The following is a 16,683-nucleotide window of genomic DNA, read 5'->3' on the forward strand; positions in this document are numbered from 1 at the left end:
TCCGCGAGCCGCGCGGCGTCGCGCCCGATGCGGATCGCGCGCACGCCGCGCCGCGCCAGTTCCGCGACGACGAACCGCCCGGTATGACCCGTGGCGCCATAGACTGCAACCGTCATTCGATCATCCATGATCCACTCCGATACAGAACGGTCTGTTTTATAGGACAGACCTGTAGCGTCGTCAAGCACGCGGTGCTATGATCGGCTCACTGTTGCGGTAGGGGCGGCCAGCACGGCCGGGTCGAGATGAAAAAGGAAACAGGCACACCAGGGAACGCGCCCGATACGCGCGAACGCATTCTGCAGACGGCCAGCGAGCTGTTCTACCGGGAGGGTACGCGCGCGGTCGGCGTGGACCTGATCGTCGCGCAGGCGGGCGTGGCGAAGACGAGCCTCTATCGTTACTTCACGACGAAGGACGACCTGATCGAAGCGTTCCTGCTGCGCGAGGACGCCGATTTCTGGGCGCATTGGGATGCGGTGGCCGCGCAATACCGGCGCACGCCGCGCGAGGAACTGGATGCGCAGCTGCAATGGATCGGCGAGCGCATTGCGCGCCCCGGCTATCGCGGCTGCCCGCAGATCAACATCGCCGCCGAATACGCGGACGGCAACCATCCGGCCCGCAAGGTGGCCGTCGCGCACAAGCAGGAATTGCGGCGCCGGCTGACCGAGCTGGCGGATGCGATGGGTGTCGACGAGCCGGAAACCTTCGCGCTGCGGCTTGCGACCGTGATCGACGGCGCGCTGAGCAGCGGGCAGGCGTTGCATGCGCATGGGCCCGTGGCTTTCCTGCAGGAATTCGCGCAACTGCTGTTGCCGAAGAAGGGCCGCAAGTAAGCCGCCCGGCCGCGGCGATCCGCGCGCCGGTCCGGCTCAATCGCGCGCGGCCGGATCGACCGACAGCGCGCGCAACTGGCCGCGCAACTGATCGACTTCTCCCGGCGCGAACGGCCGTTCGATCTCGGCATGCGTCTGCTGCCACAGCGGAAACGCCGCGGCGAGCAGGTCCTGGCCGGCCGGCGTCAGTTCGAGCAGGCGGCTGCGCCGGTCGTCCGGATCCTGGCTGATCGTGACCAGGCCGCGCCGCTCGAGCGGCTTGAGCGCGGCCGTGAGCGTGGTGCGGTCCATCGCGAGCAGCGACGCGACCGATTTCATCGGCGCCGGCTGGGGCCGGTTCAGCGACATCAGCAGCGAAAACTGGCCGTTGGTGAGATCCAGCGGGCGCAGCACATCGTCGAAGATCCGCGCAAGATTGCGCGCCGCGCGCTGCATGTGCAGGCACAGGCAGCAATCGCGCACCATCAGCGTCGTTTCGAAGGGGAGCTTTTCTTTTCGTGCCATGTTGCAATTGTGTTGATATCAACCTATCTTGTCAAGGTCGAGGCGCGGCAGCCCGTCGCGTCCGTCACCGGAGGGGACACATGAGTGCTCAACAGCAGTTGTATCTCGCGGTATTTCTCGGGACGAAGGATAGCCCGGCGATGAAGGCGTGGATGGCGCTGCCGGACGAGGAGCGGCGCACGCGCGAGCGCGACGGCATCGCCGCATGGCATGCGTGGGTCGACCGGCATCGCGACGCGATCGTCGAGATGGGCGGCCCGCTCGGCAAGACGAAGACCATCGATGCCGCCGGTGTCAAGGACACGGCGAACGCGATGAGCGGCTTCACCGTCGTGCGGGCGGCCTCGCACGAAGCCGCGGCCGCGCTGTTCGAAGGCCATCCGCATTTCACGCTGTTCCCGGGCGTGGCGATCGACGTGATGCCGGTGCTGGCGATTCCCGGCGCGTGAACGACGCGCGAGGCCCGGCGCCGTGTATCGGCGATGCGCCGTGGCCGGCAGGTGGACGTTTTCCCGACATTCTGGATGGAGACTGGCGATGAAGCTTTACGGATTTGCCGGCACCCGCTCGCAACGCGCGCTGTGGGGGCTGAAGGAACTGGATGCCGATTTCGAGTTCATCTCGGTGAACCTGCTCCAGGGCGAACACAAGCGGCCCGAATTCCTGCGCCTCAATCCGGCCGGCAAGGTGCCCGTGCTGGTGGACGGCGACCTCGTGATTCCCGAATCGGCCGCGATCGTGCTGTATCTCGCGGACAAGTACCCGGAGAAGGCGCTGCTGCCGGTCGATCCGGCGCTGCGGGCCGAGGCTTACCGGTGGGTCATGTTCGCGGTGACGGAGCTCGAGCAGCCGCTGTGGCGGATCACGCGGCACTCGTTCATCTATCCGCCGGAGAAGCGTTCGCCGGCCGACATCGAACTGGCGCGCGAGGATTTCAGGACGATGGCCGCGATCCTCGACAAGCATCTCGAAGGGCGCGAATTCATCGTCGGCGATACGCTGACGGTGGCCGATTGCGTGACGGCTTACCTGATCGACTGGGCCGGCGAGTGCAACCTGATCGAACCGTTTCCGCAGTTGCGTGCGTATCTCGAACGGTTGTATGCGCGGCCGAAGGCACCGCAGCGGATCGCGGACGCGCGCAAGGCGGCGTGAACGGGCGGCGGCCGGTCATGCCGGCGCGGGCAACCACGAACATTGTTTCGGACTGTTGCCAATCGCTGGACACAGGTGCAGCCATCCTTTATCCCTTCAGCTTACGAAAAAAACGGTGGCTGAGGGAAAAGGATGGCTCTGGAACGAGGTGCACATAGCGCGTTAGCGCAGTGGATAACCGGTCGTCAGTCGTATTTCCTGGAGGTGCCGGGTGCGCCTCGGGCGCAGGATCTGTCGATCGTGTCGTTTGTGCTCGACGAGCGGCTTGGCGAGCCTTATCGAATCGAACTGATACTGACCAGCCCGGTTTCGCTTGCGCGCGACGACTATCTCAATCGCCCGGCGACCTTCACGATCGAGCCGGCGGAAACGGGTGGACCCGCCGACGCAGTGCGCACCTTCGACGGTTGCGTCACGGCGTTCGGGCAGGTTCGCATGACGCGCGATTTCGTGTCGTATCGTGTCGTCGTCGAGCCGTTCGTCGCGCGTCTGCGCCTGGCCGAGGCGTCGCGCATCTATCAGCAGCAGTCCGTGCCGGAGATCGTCGAGTCGATCCTCAAGCGCCACGCGTTCCGCGCTCATCAGTTCTCGTTCAAGTTGCGGAGAGCCTATCCGCGTCTTGCGTTCCGCATGCAATACCGGATGTCCGACTGGGACTACATCCGGCTATTGATGGAACAAGCCGGCCTGTTCTGTTTCTTCCGCGCGGGACAGCATGGGGACGAACTGCATTTCGGTGACGATGTCGACGCCTATACGTATCGCCCGCATGTCGTCATTCCGTACCGCGAGGCAAGCGGTCTCGAAACCGGTCACGAGGCCGTGCTGTCGCTCGAGTCGCTGAGTGAAACGGTTCCGCAGTCGGTCAAGGTCGCCGATTACAACCCGGAAAAGGCATACGACCGCTTCAACGCCGAGGCGAATGTCGCTCGCGACGATCAGACGACGTGGGGCCGGCGTTACGTCTTCGGTACGCATCATCTGGACGGTGATGAAGCCCGGCGGGAAGCGCAGTTGCGTCACGAAGCTGCGGTTGCGTGGCAGGTCGTGTATTCCGGCGTGAGTTCGGTGGTGGATTTCGCACCGGGGCTCGTTGCGAAGCTCGACGAGCAACCGGCCGACGCACCGCACGGGATCGTCGTTGTGTCGGTGCGTCACTCGGGTGGCCGGGACACGTCTTATATCAACACGTTCGAGGCGATTCCCTGCGGCCGGCCGTTCCGCCTGAAGTTCGACGAGCGCCGCTGGCCGACGATCGCCGGCACGCTGTCTGCGCGCGTCACGACGCCGGACGCTTCGCCCTATGCACACCTGACGAGTGGCGGCCTCTATACCGTTCGATTCGATTTCGATTTCGACGACTGGGCGGCCGGTGGCGAATCCGTGCCGCTCAGGCTCGCCAAACCGTTCGCGGGCGACAACCAGACTGGATTTCATTTCCCGCTGCTCGCCGATACGGAGGTGGCGGTTGCATTTGCCGGCGGCGATCCGAACCGGCCTTATATCGCGCATGCGCTTCATCACAGTCAGGCGGTCGACCTGGTGACGAGCAAGGACGGCTTCAATACGCGCAACGTGATTCGCACGCGAGCGAACAACAAGCTGCGTTTCGAGGATCGGCAGGGGCGCGAAAGCATCAAGTTGTCGACGGATTACGGCGGCAAGACGCAGGTGAATCTCGGGCATCTGGTCGACCGACGGAAGGAGACGCGCGGCGAAGGATTCGAGGTCAGAACGGACGAGCGTGGGGTACTGCGTGCGGGCAAAGGGCTGTTCCTGACAGCAGATGTTCAGCCGAACGCTGGCGGGCAGGCCTTCGAGATGACCGCCGCGCGCATGCAGCTCGACGCGGCCCGATCTCGCATGCGCAGCCTGGCCGAAGCGGTCGAGAAAGCCCGAGCAACGGTGGCGGCATGCGATGCGCAGCAGGCGTTGCTGGAGTCGCAGATCAAGGATCTCGAAGCGGCGGTCCTGCTCGCGTCCGCACCGCACGGCATTGCGATCGCCAGCGGCGAGCACATGCAACTGGCGGCCGGAGGACATCTCTTCACGACGACGGGCGGCAATGCGGACGCGGCGATCGGTGGAAACTTCACGGTCGCGGCTGGGAATGCGGTGTCGATGTATGCGAACGCGCAGGGAATGAAACTGTACGCGGGCGCGGGCAAGGTCGATGTGCAGGCGCAGGCGGACGCACTCGAACTCACGGCGCTGAAGGGCGTGACGATCGCGAGCACGTCGGATGCGGTGACGCTGAATGCGCAGAAGGCGCTGACGCTGATGTGCGGCGGTGCTTATATCAAGCTCGAAGGCGGGCTCGTGGAGATCGGCAGCGCGAGCGAGATCCGGTTGAACGGGCCGTTGAGTGTCGGGCCCTCCGCGACCCGACGCCAGGCGTTGCCACTGATGCCGAAACAGGAGCAAACCGGCATGCAGCTCTGGCATGCGTACCCGAATGGCGAGCCGGTCAGGAACGCGCAGTACCGAGTAACGTTTCCGGACGGTTCGTGGCGCGAGGGCCGGCTCGATGCCAACGGTCGGGGCACGGTGGCGAACGTGCCGCATGGTGGTGGCGCGGTCCAATATCTCGAGGAAGACCACGATCTTCAGGACAAGGCGCGCAAGTGGAGTGATCCGAAAGGCGCGGCGCCATTTTCGGCGGCAGGCGGCGATGCCGTTCGGGCGGTGCCGAGTCTCGTCGGGGCAGCGATGACGGCGTCGATCCCGGAAGTCGGGGCCCTCGCACCGGCACCGGGAACGGTGGTTTCCCTGAAGGCAACGGCATCGAGCGTAACGGCAAATGTCGAGAGAGGCGATGTCGCCGGATTCGCGCGATCCTCACTCGATGCTGTCGGCCGGCCTGACGTCAATTCCATCACCAGCCGCACATCGGCATCGGTGCCCGATGCAGTTCCCGGTCTCGTCAAAACCACCGTGTCGCGTTGATCCGCGCTCTGCGATCGCGTCCTGCTCGAAACAGATAACAACTCATGGCCGAAACGACTGCTCCCGCTACACCTCAACGCCAGATTCCGAAGGCCATTCTTCAGAATGCCGAAGCACGACGCGTCATCGTCAGCCCGGTGCCAGCACCGGGCACCTCGCCGAAACTGATTGCTTCCGGTGCGGAATCGATCGGCAACCCCGGCCTCGAGATCTTCATACAGTGCCTTTACATGGTGCCGTTCGTCGGCAATGCGATGTCGCTGTACGACGTCGGCGTCGACATCTACCGGATCTGCAGCGAGCCCGGTGGCACGAAGAAGGTGCTCAACTGGGGGATCCTCGCGATCGATGCGATCGGCGTCGTGCCGGCCGCCGGAAACGCGACACGTCCGGCGCGTGCGGTCGTCAAGGAAGTGCTGCTCGCGTTTGCGAAGGGTGCGGGCGCGGCGGTGCTGGTCGACTTGTTCTGGGCCACCTCCGGCGGCGACGTGCTGACGTTCATGGCGGAACTCGATACGCACCTTCTGAAGTGGAAGACGGACATCGTCGCGGGCGTGCGCGATGCCTCGCGCACGGTACGGCGCTTCGTGCTCGATCCCGTGTCGGCGGCCGAGCAGATGGGGCGGATCAAGAAGAACACGGGCTTCCTGTCGTGGGTGCCGTCGACGGAAGAGATCGCGCTCGTCGGCATCGACCAGTTGCTCAAGGTGTCGGGGCAACGCGAGGCAATCGTCGCCTGGCTGGACGCATTCGATCGCGACACGGGGCCGATGCTCGACCGGGCGTTCGGCCGCGCGGAGGAGGCTGGCAGCCTGCTGTTCATGGCTGCGCAGATCACCGCAGAGATCAGGATCCGCAAGGCGCGCGGGATTCCGTCGCATGTCGCGCAGGCTGCGCCGGGCACGATGCGCGAGCCGCACAGGAAGACGGGTGAACATCGCGATTCGACGCAGAAAGGCGCTGCACCGAGCACGCTGCCGGCGAAAGACGGGTGCGGGTGCCCGCAGACGGCGAGCGCGAAGCCCGTCAATTACGCGATGGGCGACGAGAACCTCGAGCAGACGGACTTCGTGCTCGACGGCATCGTGCCAATCGTGTGGACGCGGCGCTACCGGTCGAGCCTCACGGCTTACGATGCGAGCCCGCTGGGCGCACGCTGGAGCAGCGCGTATCACCTGTCACTGGAGGAGCGTGACGGGGCGTTGACGTTCTTCGATCCCGACAGCCGGGCGGTGCCGCTGCCGCCGGTGGCGGTGGGGGAATCGGTCGAGGTCCCGGCTGAGCAATTCACGATTGCGCGCCCTGATGGCCGCCGGATTCTGTTGAGCTATCCGGACGGCAGTCGAGAGGATTACGAACTGCACGGCCTCGTTGCATCGGCCCGGTTTCGCCTTGCCGTCCGCACCAACCGCGACGGTCTCGGCCTGAGCTTCACCTATGACGCGGCCGGCGAACTCGCGACGATCAGCGACGGCGCGGCGAATGCGATCCGTATCGAATACGTCGATGGGCGCGTATCGGCGATCTACCGTGCGGGTGTTCCGGGCCTCGTGAACGAGGCGCTCGCGCGCTATACGTACAGCCCCGAAGGCGACTTGACGAGCCATGTCGACATGCTCGGTTTCCGGCGCACGTACGCGTATGAACAGCACCTGCTCACGCGCTATGCAGACTTCAACGGCCACCCCGCGAACCTGGCGTGGGACTGGCCGGGCCGCCACGACGGCGTGCCGGCGCCGGCCGATGCACGATGCGTCAGGACATGGCACGGCAACGAAGGCCCGCATGTGCAGGACGACATGCACTTCGAGTATCACCGCGAGCACTGGTACACCAAAGTCACCGATGCCGACGGCCACGCCACGATCCACCGCTACGACTTCCACAACCGGATCGTGCTGGTCGAACACGCGGATGGCTCGACCGAATCGTACGAATGGGACGAACGGCACCGTCTGGTCGGCACGAAGAATGCGGCGGGCCACACGCAGCGCTTCGCCTATGACGACCAGGGGCGACTGACCGCCGAAACCGATGCGCTCGGCAATACGACCCGCACTGAATACGATGCATCGGGTCTGCCGGTCGCGGTCACGACCCCGGACGGCCGCGTCACCCGGACCGAATACGATCCGCTCGGCCACCCGGTTGCCGTGACGGACGCGTCGGGTCGCACGACCCGCTACGCATGGAGTGTCCAAAGCGAACTGCTGTCGCTGACTGACCCGAAGGGCGGCGTGACGCGCTTTCGTTACGACCATGCGGGACGGTTGGCCGAGGCGACCGACTGTTCCGGCCACGCGACGCGCTACGGCTATGACGAGCGCGGCCACCTGTCGAGCGTCACCGATGCAGAGGGCCACGACACGCTGTATCGCTGCGATGCGCGGGGGCAGGTCGTGAGCGTCACGCATGCGGACGGTACCGAGGAGCGCTTCACGTGGGACGGTGAAGGCAACCTGCGGACGTACCGTGACGGCGCGGGCCAGGTCACGGAATACACGTTCAATGCACGCGGGCAGCCGACCTGGCGCAAGGATGCGGCGGGCCGGGAATTGGCGTATGGATACGACCGGCAATGGCGGCTGGGCACGTTGACCAACGAGAACCATGAACAGACGAGGTTCCGCTACGACCGGCTGGGCCGCCTCGCCGAACAGACGGACTTCGACGGCAGCACGACGCGCTACGAGTGGGACGAAGCGGGGCAACTGACCGGCTCGCAGACCGGCGGGATCGAGACGACCTATGCGCGCGATCCGCTCGGCCGGCTGACGCAGCGGGAGACGAAGGGCGCGGGCGGTCGCGGTCAGGTGACCGAGCGCTTCTATTACGACGCCCGCGGGCGCCTGACGACCGCGCAGGGGCACTTCAGTCGCGTGTACCTGCACTACGACGATGCCGACAACCTGATCGCGGAAGAGCAGACGATCTACCCGGATACCGGCAGCGCCTACACGACGGTGACCCGGCACGAATACGACGCGCTCGGCAACCGGATCCGCACGCAGTTGCCGAACACGCGGACAATCGACTGGCTGCGTTACGGCTCGGGCCATCTGCACGGCGTGCTGCTGGATGGCCAGCCGCTGGTGGATGTCGAGCGCGATTCGCTGCATCGCGAAACCCTTCGCCGGTACCGCGGCTTCGAGCAGACACGCGAATACGATCCGATCGGGCGGCTCAAACGGATGATCGTGCGTCACGACGCACAAAAGACGTTACCGAAAGACTGGATCGCCAGTCGCCGGCTGGGCTACGACGCGGCGGGCCAACTGACGCGCATCGAGGACCTCGTGCGCGGCGCCACGGACTATACGTACGACCCGACCGGGCGCCTGCTGAAGGCGACGACGCCGGACCTGAAGGAAGTGTTCGCATTCGATCCGGCGGGCAATCCGGTGGATCCGGAGAAGATCCCGCCGCGCCCGAGCGAGGAAACGATCGAGTCGGCCTCGGCGCGGATGCGGCGACAGATGGCGCAGGATCGCGCGTGGTGGGACGCACATCCGGGCGAACGGTTGCCGGAGGCGCAGCTCGCGCGGCGCTTGCGGATAGCCGACGAGCTGGACGCGCTGACCCGGTGGGAGAAGTCGCTGCCGAAGTGCATCGGCAATGTGCTGAAGGAACTGAATCGCACGCGCTACGAGCACGACGCGCGCGGCAATCTGGTGCGCAAGACGGAACCGGGCGGGGTGACGTGGCTGTACGACTATGACGCGGCGAACCGGCTCAGGCGTGCCGATCGCTATGCGAAGCCGCCGGCGGCGAACGAGGTTGACCGGCTCGAGCGGACGGCGAGCGGCGTGACGTCGATCCCGGGCACGGTGCGGCCGGAGTTGCGCGTGAGCTTCACCTACGACGCGTTTGGCCGTCGCCGGATGAAGGAGGTCGGGAGAAAGGACGGCAGTATCGACCGGACGGTGTTCACGTGGGACGGCGACGTGCTGCTGATGGAGGAACGGTTCCACATTGCGCCGCTGGAGCTGCAAGAGCGCGATTCGCGCGCGCATCGGGCGGCGCAGGTGGTGCGGGAGGATCCCGACGATCCGTACTCGGTGCCGGTGGCGCAGCGAATCCATACGTTCGGCGAGTGGCGCCAGTGGCAGGGGGCGTCGCTGTACCTGCACGAACCCGGCACGTTCGTGCCGCTGGCGCGACTGGACGAGACGCTGGTGGAGGCGGCGTTCATCGCGACGGGCACGGATGGGCGGTTCGTGCAGGTGCCGGCGAAGACGCGGCATGCGACGCTGTTCTATCAGAACGATCACCTCGGGACGCCGCAGGAGTTGCTGGATGAATCGGGGAAGGTGGTGTGGCTGGGGCGGTATCGGGCGTGGGGTGGAGAGAAGACGGTCTGGCGGGAGATACCGGAGCGGAACGAGGTGGGGAACGCAATCCGGTTCCAGGGGCAGTATCGTGATGAGGAGACGGGGCTGCACTATAACCGCAACCGCTACTATGATCCCAATACGGGTAGGTTCATATCGAAGGACCCGATCGGGCTGCAAGGTGGGCTGAATGCGTGGCAGTACGCGCCGAACCCCATCACGTGGATCGATCCGCTGGGACTTTCTGCTGCATCCGATCTGCCTCGGGTGAAAGGACGCAGTGTGTCACGTGTAGGGTCGGTGCTGAATGATGCGGGCTTTGCCAAAACGAAAGACAATGGCGTGAACGAGACTTGGAAGCATGCGGACGGATCGGAGGTCCGGGTTCATAAATACGGAAACAAGTGCCCTTGTCCTTATAGATCGGGAAATAACGCTCACGTCCACAAGGAAGATCCCGCCGGGAATCAACTTAATGATCGTGGACTTGTATCACTGGATCCAAATGAAACGCACATTGGTATCCGTAACCCTGCTGATCTGCCAGCCGTTCGAGGGAGGCCGCACGGATCATGAGCTATGAATATAGATTGGTGTTTGACGACACTGCTTCAGCGCAGCTTGTCATCGATTCACTGAAGTCGAGTGACGCCTGTGTTAAAGCGCAAGCTCAGGAAGTCTGTCTGAAGGATCGGGAACTACAGACGTCGGCTGAATATGATGCTAGGTTGACTCAAGAGGGTGATCGGTCGTTATGGCTGGAAGTTAATTTTAGGTCGCTGAATTTGTACAATTTGGTGCAAGGAGCATTGAGCAGCAGGGGCGTTAGATGCTTCGAAGATGGGGATTGGGACGATGAAGTAACGCTGAAGGAGGCGTTTCGCATCAAGTCCAGTAACTAACAACAAGGGCCGCGACAGCGGCCCTTGTTGTTAGCGAGGTTGGCGGCGATCCGGGCCGATGATGATCTGCTCGGCCTGCGTCACTGCGTCACTGCGGCGCGGCGGCAATGGTGAGCTTGCCGCGTTCAACGTGAACGCAGACTGACTGACGACGCCACAGCCATTCCGCTGCGTGTCGTCACACGTCGTCAGGCCCACCGAGCATGCGACACAGCATCGACAGGTCGCTGAGCGTGACGTGCGGCGTCGCGGCCTGCTGCTGCACGCGCTCCGCTTCCCGGTGCGTATCGCGCACCACCCACGCTGCCTGAAGCCCCGCGTTCAATGCGCCGACGATATCGAGGTGGTAATCGTCGCCGACATGCAGCAATTCCGCCGGTGGCACGTCGAGCGTTTCTGCCGCCGCATGGAAGATCCCGGGCTCCGGCTTCGCGACGCCGAACGCCTGCGCGCTGAGCGTCGCACGAAAGAATTCGCCGCCGCCGGTCAGTCGCAGATCCGCGTTGCCGTTGGTCACCGCGATCAACGGAAACCGCGCACTCAACCACGCGAGCGCCGGCAACGCATCTTCATAGAATTCGACCCGGTTGCGTGCGGCATAGAACGCTGCGTACGCACGGTCGGTGAGCGCGACATCTTCGTTCGCGCGCTCCAGCGCAAGCCGGATCGAGCCGATCCTCATCGCGCGGAAGTCGCCGGCGAGGTCGGGGCACAATCGTTCGTATTCCTCACGCAAGTCGCTGAGCGCCTGCTGCGTGGGCAGCACCCGCTCGGTACCGGGTGCATGCTCGATCAGCCACGTGCGAAGCTCCCCTTCGGCCCGTACGACGGATGGCCCGAACGGCCACAGGGTGTCGTCCAGGTCGAACGAGAGGGCGGAAACTTGGGTGAGACGCATGGAGCTTGACGGGGAGTTTCGTTTTACCAGGGCCACGGAATGGAGATTCCGGTGCCGTTTTCGAGGGCCTGCCGATACAGGAAGCGTGCGACGGTCAGGTCCTGCAGCGCGAGCCCGGTCATGTCGAAGACGGTGATCTCGTGCGGCGCGCGGTCGACCGTCGCGATTCCGGCGAGGATGTCACCGATTTCCGTGCGTGGCAAATCCGGCGCCCACTGGCACTCGCCGATGCTGCGCGCCTGGTCGTGATCGTCCACGAAAATCCGCGCGCGGTCCAGCACGCCTGCCGGCAGCTCGCGCTTGCCGGCGGTATCGGCGCCCACGCAGGTCAGGTGGGTGCCCGGCTGCACCGCATCCGCATCGAACAGCGGGCCGCCGCCGGGCGTTGCCGTGATCACCACGTCGCTATTGGCCACCGCGTCGTTCCGCTCGCGCGCCACGCCGATCGTGCATCGTTCCCGGAAGGCCGATTCGAACACCGGGTCGGACTTGCCGCTGGCGCTCACGTACTGCACGGTGCACCGTTGCGGCAGCAGCCCGAGTGCATAGTCGAGCTGGACACGCGCCTGCACGCCCGTGCCGAACACGCAGATTCGCGCGCTGTCGCGACGCGCGAGCAGTTGCAGACCGAGGCCGCCGGCGGCGCCGGTTCGCGCGGTGGTGATCGCATTGCCGTCCATGATGCATAGCGGTCGGCCGGTGGCCGGGTCGAACAGCGCGACGGTGGCCTGATGCGGTTCGCCGCCGAGCCCGCGGTTGCCGGGCCAGAATCCGGCCGCCTTGAAACCGAGCAGGTCCTGATTCGCGACATCGCCCGACTTGATGCCGAACACGCCGCCGGTGTGCAGCTTCTCACGCACCACCGGGAACACGCGTCCGGCCCGCTGACTATGCAGCACGAAGGCTTCGCGAACGGCCGCCGTCACTTGCGCGGCCTGGAGGGCGGGCGCGACGGTATCGCGGTCGAGAAGCAGGAGTCGGTCGTCGGTCGGCATGTTCGGGCAAGCGCTTTCGGCGCCACGCATATCGGGGTGGTTTAAATTTTGTCCAGATTTGGACAAATAGTCAATGAATCGACGGGGCGGCACGGGCGCGCGGCTTTGCTCACCACCCGTAGAAGCGCGGCCACGTTTGCGCGCCGCCTTCTTCGCCGATCGCCTGATATTCGGGATGTTGCGCACCGGTGGCGCACGCGTGATTCGGCAGGATGCGCAGGCGGGTGCCGATCGGAAACCGTTGCGCGATGCCGGCGTCGGGCGTGCCTGCCCGCGACACGATCCCGTGCTCCTGGTTGGCTGCGCTCATCACGTAGTCGCCGAGCACGTCGCCGTGTTCGGTGCAAACTTGCCCGTAGCCGAAATCGTGCGCCTGGCGCTGCGTGCCGCGGTCGCGGCTCATCGCCATCCAGCCGGCGTCGACGATCGCCCAGCCTTTTTCTTCCTGGTGCCCGATGACGGTGGTCAGCACCGACAGCGCGATGTCGGACAGGTCGCACACGCCGATGTTGTGCATCACGAGATCGAACATCACGTACACGCCGGCGCGCACTTCGGTCACGCCTTCGAGATGTTTCGCCGTGAGGGCGGTGGGGGTCGAGCCGATGCTCACGACCGGGCAAGGCAGCCCGGCAGCCCGAAGGCGCTCCGCGGCTTGCACGGTGCGGCTGCGTTCCTGCTCGGCGATCGCCGCCAGCGCGTCGGGCGTGTTGTATTCGTAGCTGGAGCCCGCGTGTGCCAACACCCCGCCGAGCACCATCCCGCCGTCGACCAGTGCGCGGCCCACGTCGATCAGCAGGTCGGCGTCGGGCGGAATCCCCGAGCGGTGACCATCGACGTCGACCTCGATCCACACGTCGAAGCGCTCGTCGTGCGCGCGCCCGAATTCGGCGATCGCGTGCGCGGCCGGCAGGCTGTCGGCGACCAGCTTCAGGTCGCAGCCCTGCCGGCGCAGCGCGACCGCCTGGCCCAGCTTCGCGGGCACCATGCCGACGGCGTAGACGATGTCCCGGATACCGTGCGCGAAAAACTGTTCGGCTTCCTTGAGCGTCGACACCGTGATGCCCTGCGCGCCAGCCGCGATCTGGGCATCGACGACGTGCGTGCACTTGGTGGTCTTGACGTGCGGCCGGAACCTGACGCCGAGCGCATCCAGATGCGCCTGCATGCGGCCGATGTTGTGTTGCATGCGGCCGACGTCGATCAGGGCGGCCGGGGTGTTGAGGGTTTGAAGGTCCACGATGCGTTGCCTCGGAGGGTTGCCGATGCGGACACTGTAGGGCCGTCGATGAGTCTCGGGTTTAACGCACTGCTAATCCGGCATTAAAGGCTGTTTAATCGAAAGGATCGCGTGGACCGTGGCGCGGCTCACGCGTCGCCGCGCCACGGCGGCGGGCTGAGCAACCGCGTGGCGGCCTCGAGGAACACCCGTTGCCGCGCGGAACGGCCGGTGCGCGACGGCAGCAGCGCCGTCACGGGGGCGGGCGGCAGATGCCAGTCGGGCAGCAACCGGACGAGCTTGCCGTTCGCCAGCAGCGGCGCGACGTCCCACTCGGAGCGCTCGACGATCCCGAGCCCGGCCAGCGCCCAATCCGTGATGACGGTGCCGTCGTTCGACGACAGCGCGCCGGTCACGCGGATCACGGCGGACCGGCGCGGTTCGCCCTTGACGTCGCCGCCTTGCGAGAAGCGCCAGCGCGGGATGTCCTCGTCGTTCTCGCGCAGGCACAGGCAGTCGTAGCGGGCCAGGTCGGACGGATGGTTCAGTTCCTTGATGCGGCGCGCATAGGCGGGGCTCGCGCACAGAAAGCGGTCATTGGGCGCGAGCGGATACCCGATCCACGACGACGACTTGAGGCTGCCGACGTGAACGACCACGTCGGCGCCCGGCGCGCTGGTCAACGGGCTCTCCGACAGGTGGAGCGCGATGTCGAGCTTCGGATGCGCGCGCTGCACGTCGCGCACGATCCGCGCGACGTACTTGCGGCCGAAGCCGAGCGGGGCGACGACGCGCAGCGTGCCGCGCACGTCGCCGTGGTCGCCCGAGATGCTGACCGGCAGCGCCTCCACGCGCTCGAGGATGTCGACGGCTTCCTGGTACAGCCGTTGCCCTTCGTCGGTCAACGCGATCCCTTTCGGCTGCCGCACGGCGAGCCGGGCGTTCAGTCGCGCCTCCATCCGCTGCAGGCGAATCGTGACCGCGGGCGGCGTGAGATCGAGCAGCCGCGCGGCCGCGGCCAGCGAGCGCGACGTGCCGATCGCGCGGACGAGTCGAAGGTCGTCGAGGTCGAGCATTTCGTTTCTCTTAATGCTGGGTGTGCCGAGCATTAAACCGCACATCGCGACGCGAATCCATCGATGCTGCTGTGGATCGCGTCGGTCGCGCATCGAATCGGATGGCCTGGCTGCTTCGAATGACACGGCCCGCGGCGCCATGCACCGTTACCGGCCGAGCCCGACAATCAGCGACCGGTGCGCGGCCACCCCGGCCATCACGCCCGACGCCGATGCGAACGTTGCGTTGGTCATCGGCGTCGACGCGTCGCCGGCCGCGAACACGCCGGCGACGCTCGTCTGCTTCATTGCATCGACGCGCACGACCGGGCCGAGCGGCCCGTCGTCGAACGCGCAGCCGAGCTGCTGCGCGAGATCGCTCGCCATCGCCGTGCGTGCGCCGACGAACAGTGCATCGATCGGCACGACCTGCCCGTCGGCGAGCCGCAACGCTTCGATCCGCGGCGCATCGCCGAGGATTTCCACGACCGGCGACTGCTCGATGCGCACGCCGCGCGCATCGAGCAACGCGGCTTCTTCTTCGTTCGCTTCGACCACGCCCTGCGTGAACCACGTCGTCGGGCCCCAGTCCGGAATCAGGATCGCCTGATGCACCGACAGCGGATGCGTGGCGAGCACGCCGAGCCGTTGGCCGCTCACCTCGTATCCATGGCAGTACGGACAATGCAGCACGCTCACGCCCCAACGTTCCGCAAGCCCCGGCAGTGCAGGCAGTTCGTCGCGGATACCGGTCGCGAGGATCAACCGGTCGGCACTCGCCCGGCTGCCGTCGGCGAGCGTCACGTGGAAGCGGCCGTCCCCGTCGCGCTCGGCCGTGCGTACGTCGCCTGCGATCCGCTGCACCGTGGGGTACGCGGCGAGCTGCGCGGCGGCTTCGTCGACGATCTGCGCGGGCGGCTTGCCGTCCTGCCCGAAAAAACCGTGCGCGTGCGCGGCAAAGCGGTTGCGCGGCCGGCCGGCATCGATCACGAGCACACGGCGGCGCGCCCGCGCAAGCTGCATCGCGGCCGACAGCCCTGCAAAGCTGCCGCCGATCACGATCACTTCATGATGGCCATGCATGCACTGACTCCTTTCCTGAACCTGCGTGAATGACGGACGTGCTCCGATGGTGGTCGTCTCAACTCAACTCAACTCAACCCAACTCACGAAACACGAGAAGTTGCATGATAGGGCGATGGTATCATTCACGCAACTTCAAAAGTTTCGAGAGAGGAGAGCGCCGCTCGTGAGAACCGATAGCCGCTTGTCGCGGATGCTGCATGCGCTGATCCACATGGATCAGGCCGACGGCCCGATGACGTCCGACGCGATCGCGACGATGTTGTGCACGAACCCGGTCGTCGTGCGGCGCCTGTTCGGCGGCTTGCGCGACTGCGGCTACGTGCAGTCGGAGAAGGGGCATGGCGGCGGCTGGGTGCTGAGCGTCGCGCTCGACGACATCACGCTGCTCGACGTCTATCGCGCGGTGGGCGAGCCGCCGCTGTTCTCCGATCTGGTGACCGACGACGAGGCCGAATGCCTGGTCGAGCAGGCCGTCAACGCGCACCTGTCGGCCACGCTGAAGGAGGCCGAGACGACGCTGCTCGCCCGCTTCGGCGAAGTCACGCTCGGCATGCTGTCGCGCGATTTCGAGGTGAAGCACGCGAAGCGGCGCAAGCCGCGCTGACGCACCGCAGCATCGCCGTCGGGCGTCGCACGTGCTCGCCGACGATCTGCCGAAGCTGTGGCCGCTGATCTATCCGGGCCAGTCGGATACCGCGTCGTTCGACAACTGTCTCGAGCTGCTGGTGATGGCCGGCTACCCGCTCGTGCACG

Annotated in this window: 12 protein-coding genes; 6 read left to right on the plus strand and 6 right to left on the minus strand. The window is 65.7% G+C overall.

What is annotated here, in order from left to right; all coding sequences use genetic code 11:
* The first annotated feature begins 245 nt into the window (after positions 1 to 245).
* Positions 246 to 839: a TetR/AcrR family transcriptional regulator gene (locus tag G3N98_RS32700; RefSeq protein WP_069250827.1), complete on the plus strand. Its 594-nt coding sequence runs from the start codon at positions 246 to 248 to the stop codon at positions 837 to 839.
* 36 nt (positions 840 to 875) lie between these two features.
* Here the strand turns inward: G3N98_RS32700 and G3N98_RS32705 are convergent, their stop codons facing one another.
* A complete protein-coding gene (locus G3N98_RS32705) occupies positions 876 to 1,343 on the minus strand; it encodes a MarR family transcriptional regulator (RefSeq protein ID WP_089474204.1) in 468 nt (155 codons plus the stop codon).
* Positions 1,344 to 1,423: 80 nt separating this feature from the next.
* Here G3N98_RS32705 and G3N98_RS32710 point away from each other — a divergent pair, with 80 nt between their 5' ends.
* The 4 genes from G3N98_RS32710 (at position 1,424) to G3N98_RS32725 (ending at position 10,351) form a co-directional block, all read left to right on the plus strand.
* Positions 1,424 to 1,792 (plus strand): hypothetical protein, encoded by a 369-nt coding sequence (locus G3N98_RS32710; protein WP_011356150.1) that lies wholly within the window; start codon positions 1,424 to 1,426, stop codon positions 1,790 to 1,792.
* An 88-nt stretch (positions 1,793 to 1,880) separates the two neighbouring features.
* Complete coding sequence (locus tag G3N98_RS32715; protein ID WP_069250828.1) at positions 1,881 to 2,498, plus strand: glutathione S-transferase family protein; 618 nt, start codon at positions 1,881 to 1,883, stop codon at positions 2,496 to 2,498.
* 132 nt (positions 2,499 to 2,630) lie between these two features.
* Positions 2,631 to 5,444 carry a type VI secretion system Vgr family protein gene (gene vgrG / locus G3N98_RS32720; RefSeq protein ID WP_206150503.1) on the plus strand — a complete coding sequence of 938 codons (2,814 nt, stop codon included), beginning with the start codon at positions 2,631 to 2,633 and terminating at the stop codon, positions 5,442 to 5,444.
* Between the two features lie 44 nt (positions 5,445 to 5,488).
* Positions 5,489 to 10,351 carry an RHS repeat-associated core domain-containing protein gene (locus G3N98_RS32725; RefSeq protein ID WP_206150504.1) on the plus strand — a complete coding sequence of 1,621 codons (4,863 nt, stop codon included), beginning with the start codon at positions 5,489 to 5,491 and terminating at the stop codon, positions 10,349 to 10,351.
* Between the two features lie 504 nt (positions 10,352 to 10,855).
* On the opposite strand, the gene G3N98_RS32730 is transcribed toward G3N98_RS32725, so the two are convergent.
* The 5 genes from G3N98_RS32730 to G3N98_RS32750 all read right to left on the minus strand — a co-directional run bounded on the left by G3N98_RS32730 (position 10,856) and on the right by G3N98_RS32750 (position 15,927).
* Entirely contained in the window at positions 10,856 to 11,575 is a 720-nt protein-coding gene (locus tag G3N98_RS32730; RefSeq protein ID WP_206150505.1) for an HAD-IA family hydrolase, read from the minus strand.
* Positions 11,576 to 11,598: 23 nt separating this feature from the next.
* Positions 11,599 to 12,570: an ornithine cyclodeaminase family protein gene (locus G3N98_RS32735; RefSeq protein ID WP_206150510.1), complete on the minus strand. Its 972-nt coding sequence runs from the start codon at positions 12,568 to 12,570 to the stop codon at positions 11,599 to 11,601.
* Between the two features lie 109 nt (positions 12,571 to 12,679).
* Positions 12,680 to 13,810, minus strand: coding sequence for a DSD1 family PLP-dependent enzyme (locus G3N98_RS32740; protein WP_206150506.1), 1,131 nt, complete (start codon positions 13,808 to 13,810; stop codon positions 12,680 to 12,682).
* A gap of 128 nt (positions 13,811 to 13,938) precedes the next feature.
* The gene (locus tag G3N98_RS32745; protein WP_206150507.1) at positions 13,939 to 14,865 is read right to left on the minus strand and encodes a LysR substrate-binding domain-containing protein; all 927 of its coding nucleotides are present in this window, start codon (positions 14,863 to 14,865) and stop codon (positions 13,939 to 13,941) included.
* Positions 14,866 to 15,012: 147 nt separating this feature from the next.
* On the minus strand, positions 15,013 to 15,927 hold the full coding sequence (locus G3N98_RS32750; RefSeq protein ID WP_206150508.1) for an NAD(P)/FAD-dependent oxidoreductase: 915 nt from the start codon (positions 15,925 to 15,927) through the stop codon (positions 15,013 to 15,015).
* A 166-nt stretch (positions 15,928 to 16,093) separates the two neighbouring features.
* Between G3N98_RS32750 and G3N98_RS32755 the strand changes: the two genes are divergently transcribed.
* On the plus strand, positions 16,094 to 16,534 hold the full coding sequence (locus tag G3N98_RS32755; RefSeq protein WP_206150509.1) for an Rrf2 family transcriptional regulator: 441 nt from the start codon (positions 16,094 to 16,096) through the stop codon (positions 16,532 to 16,534).
* Positions 16,535 to 16,683: the final 149 nt, after the last annotated feature.

The organism is Burkholderia sp. Tr-20390 (assembly GCF_017104595.1).
Lineage (GTDB): Bacteria > Pseudomonadota > Gammaproteobacteria > Burkholderiales > Burkholderiaceae > Burkholderia.

What these genes read in the sequence shown, in the direction of transcription:
- G3N98_RS32700 (WP_069250827.1), top strand. Translation starts at nt 246, where the DNA reads ATGAAAAAGGAAACAGGCACACCAGGGAACGCGCCCGATACGCGCGAA.
- G3N98_RS32705 (WP_089474204.1), bottom strand. Translation starts at nt 1,343, where the DNA reads ATGGCACGAAAAGAAAAGCTCCCCTTCGAAACGACGCTGATGGTGCGC.
- G3N98_RS32710 (WP_011356150.1), top strand. Translation starts at nt 1,424, where the DNA reads ATGAGTGCTCAACAGCAGTTGTATCTCGCGGTATTTCTCGGGACGAAG.
- G3N98_RS32715 (WP_069250828.1), top strand. Translation starts at nt 1,881, where the DNA reads ATGAAGCTTTACGGATTTGCCGGCACCCGCTCGCAACGCGCGCTGTGG.
- vgrG (WP_206150503.1), top strand. Translation starts at nt 2,631, where the DNA reads ATGGCTCTGGAACGAGGTGCACATAGCGCGTTAGCGCAGTGGATAACC.
- G3N98_RS32725 (WP_206150504.1), top strand. Translation starts at nt 5,489, where the DNA reads ATGGCCGAAACGACTGCTCCCGCTACACCTCAACGCCAGATTCCGAAG.
- G3N98_RS32730 (WP_206150505.1), bottom strand. Translation starts at nt 11,575, where the DNA reads ATGCGTCTCACCCAAGTTTCCGCCCTCTCGTTCGACCTGGACGACACC.
- G3N98_RS32735 (WP_206150510.1), bottom strand. Translation starts at nt 12,570, where the DNA reads ATGCCGACCGACGACCGACTCCTGCTTCTCGACCGCGATACCGTCGCG.
- G3N98_RS32745 (WP_206150507.1), bottom strand. Translation starts at nt 14,865, where the DNA reads ATGCTCGACCTCGACGACCTTCGACTCGTCCGCGCGATCGGCACGTCG.
- G3N98_RS32750 (WP_206150508.1), bottom strand. Translation starts at nt 15,927, where the DNA reads ATGCATGGCCATCATGAAGTGATCGTGATCGGCGGCAGCTTTGCAGGG.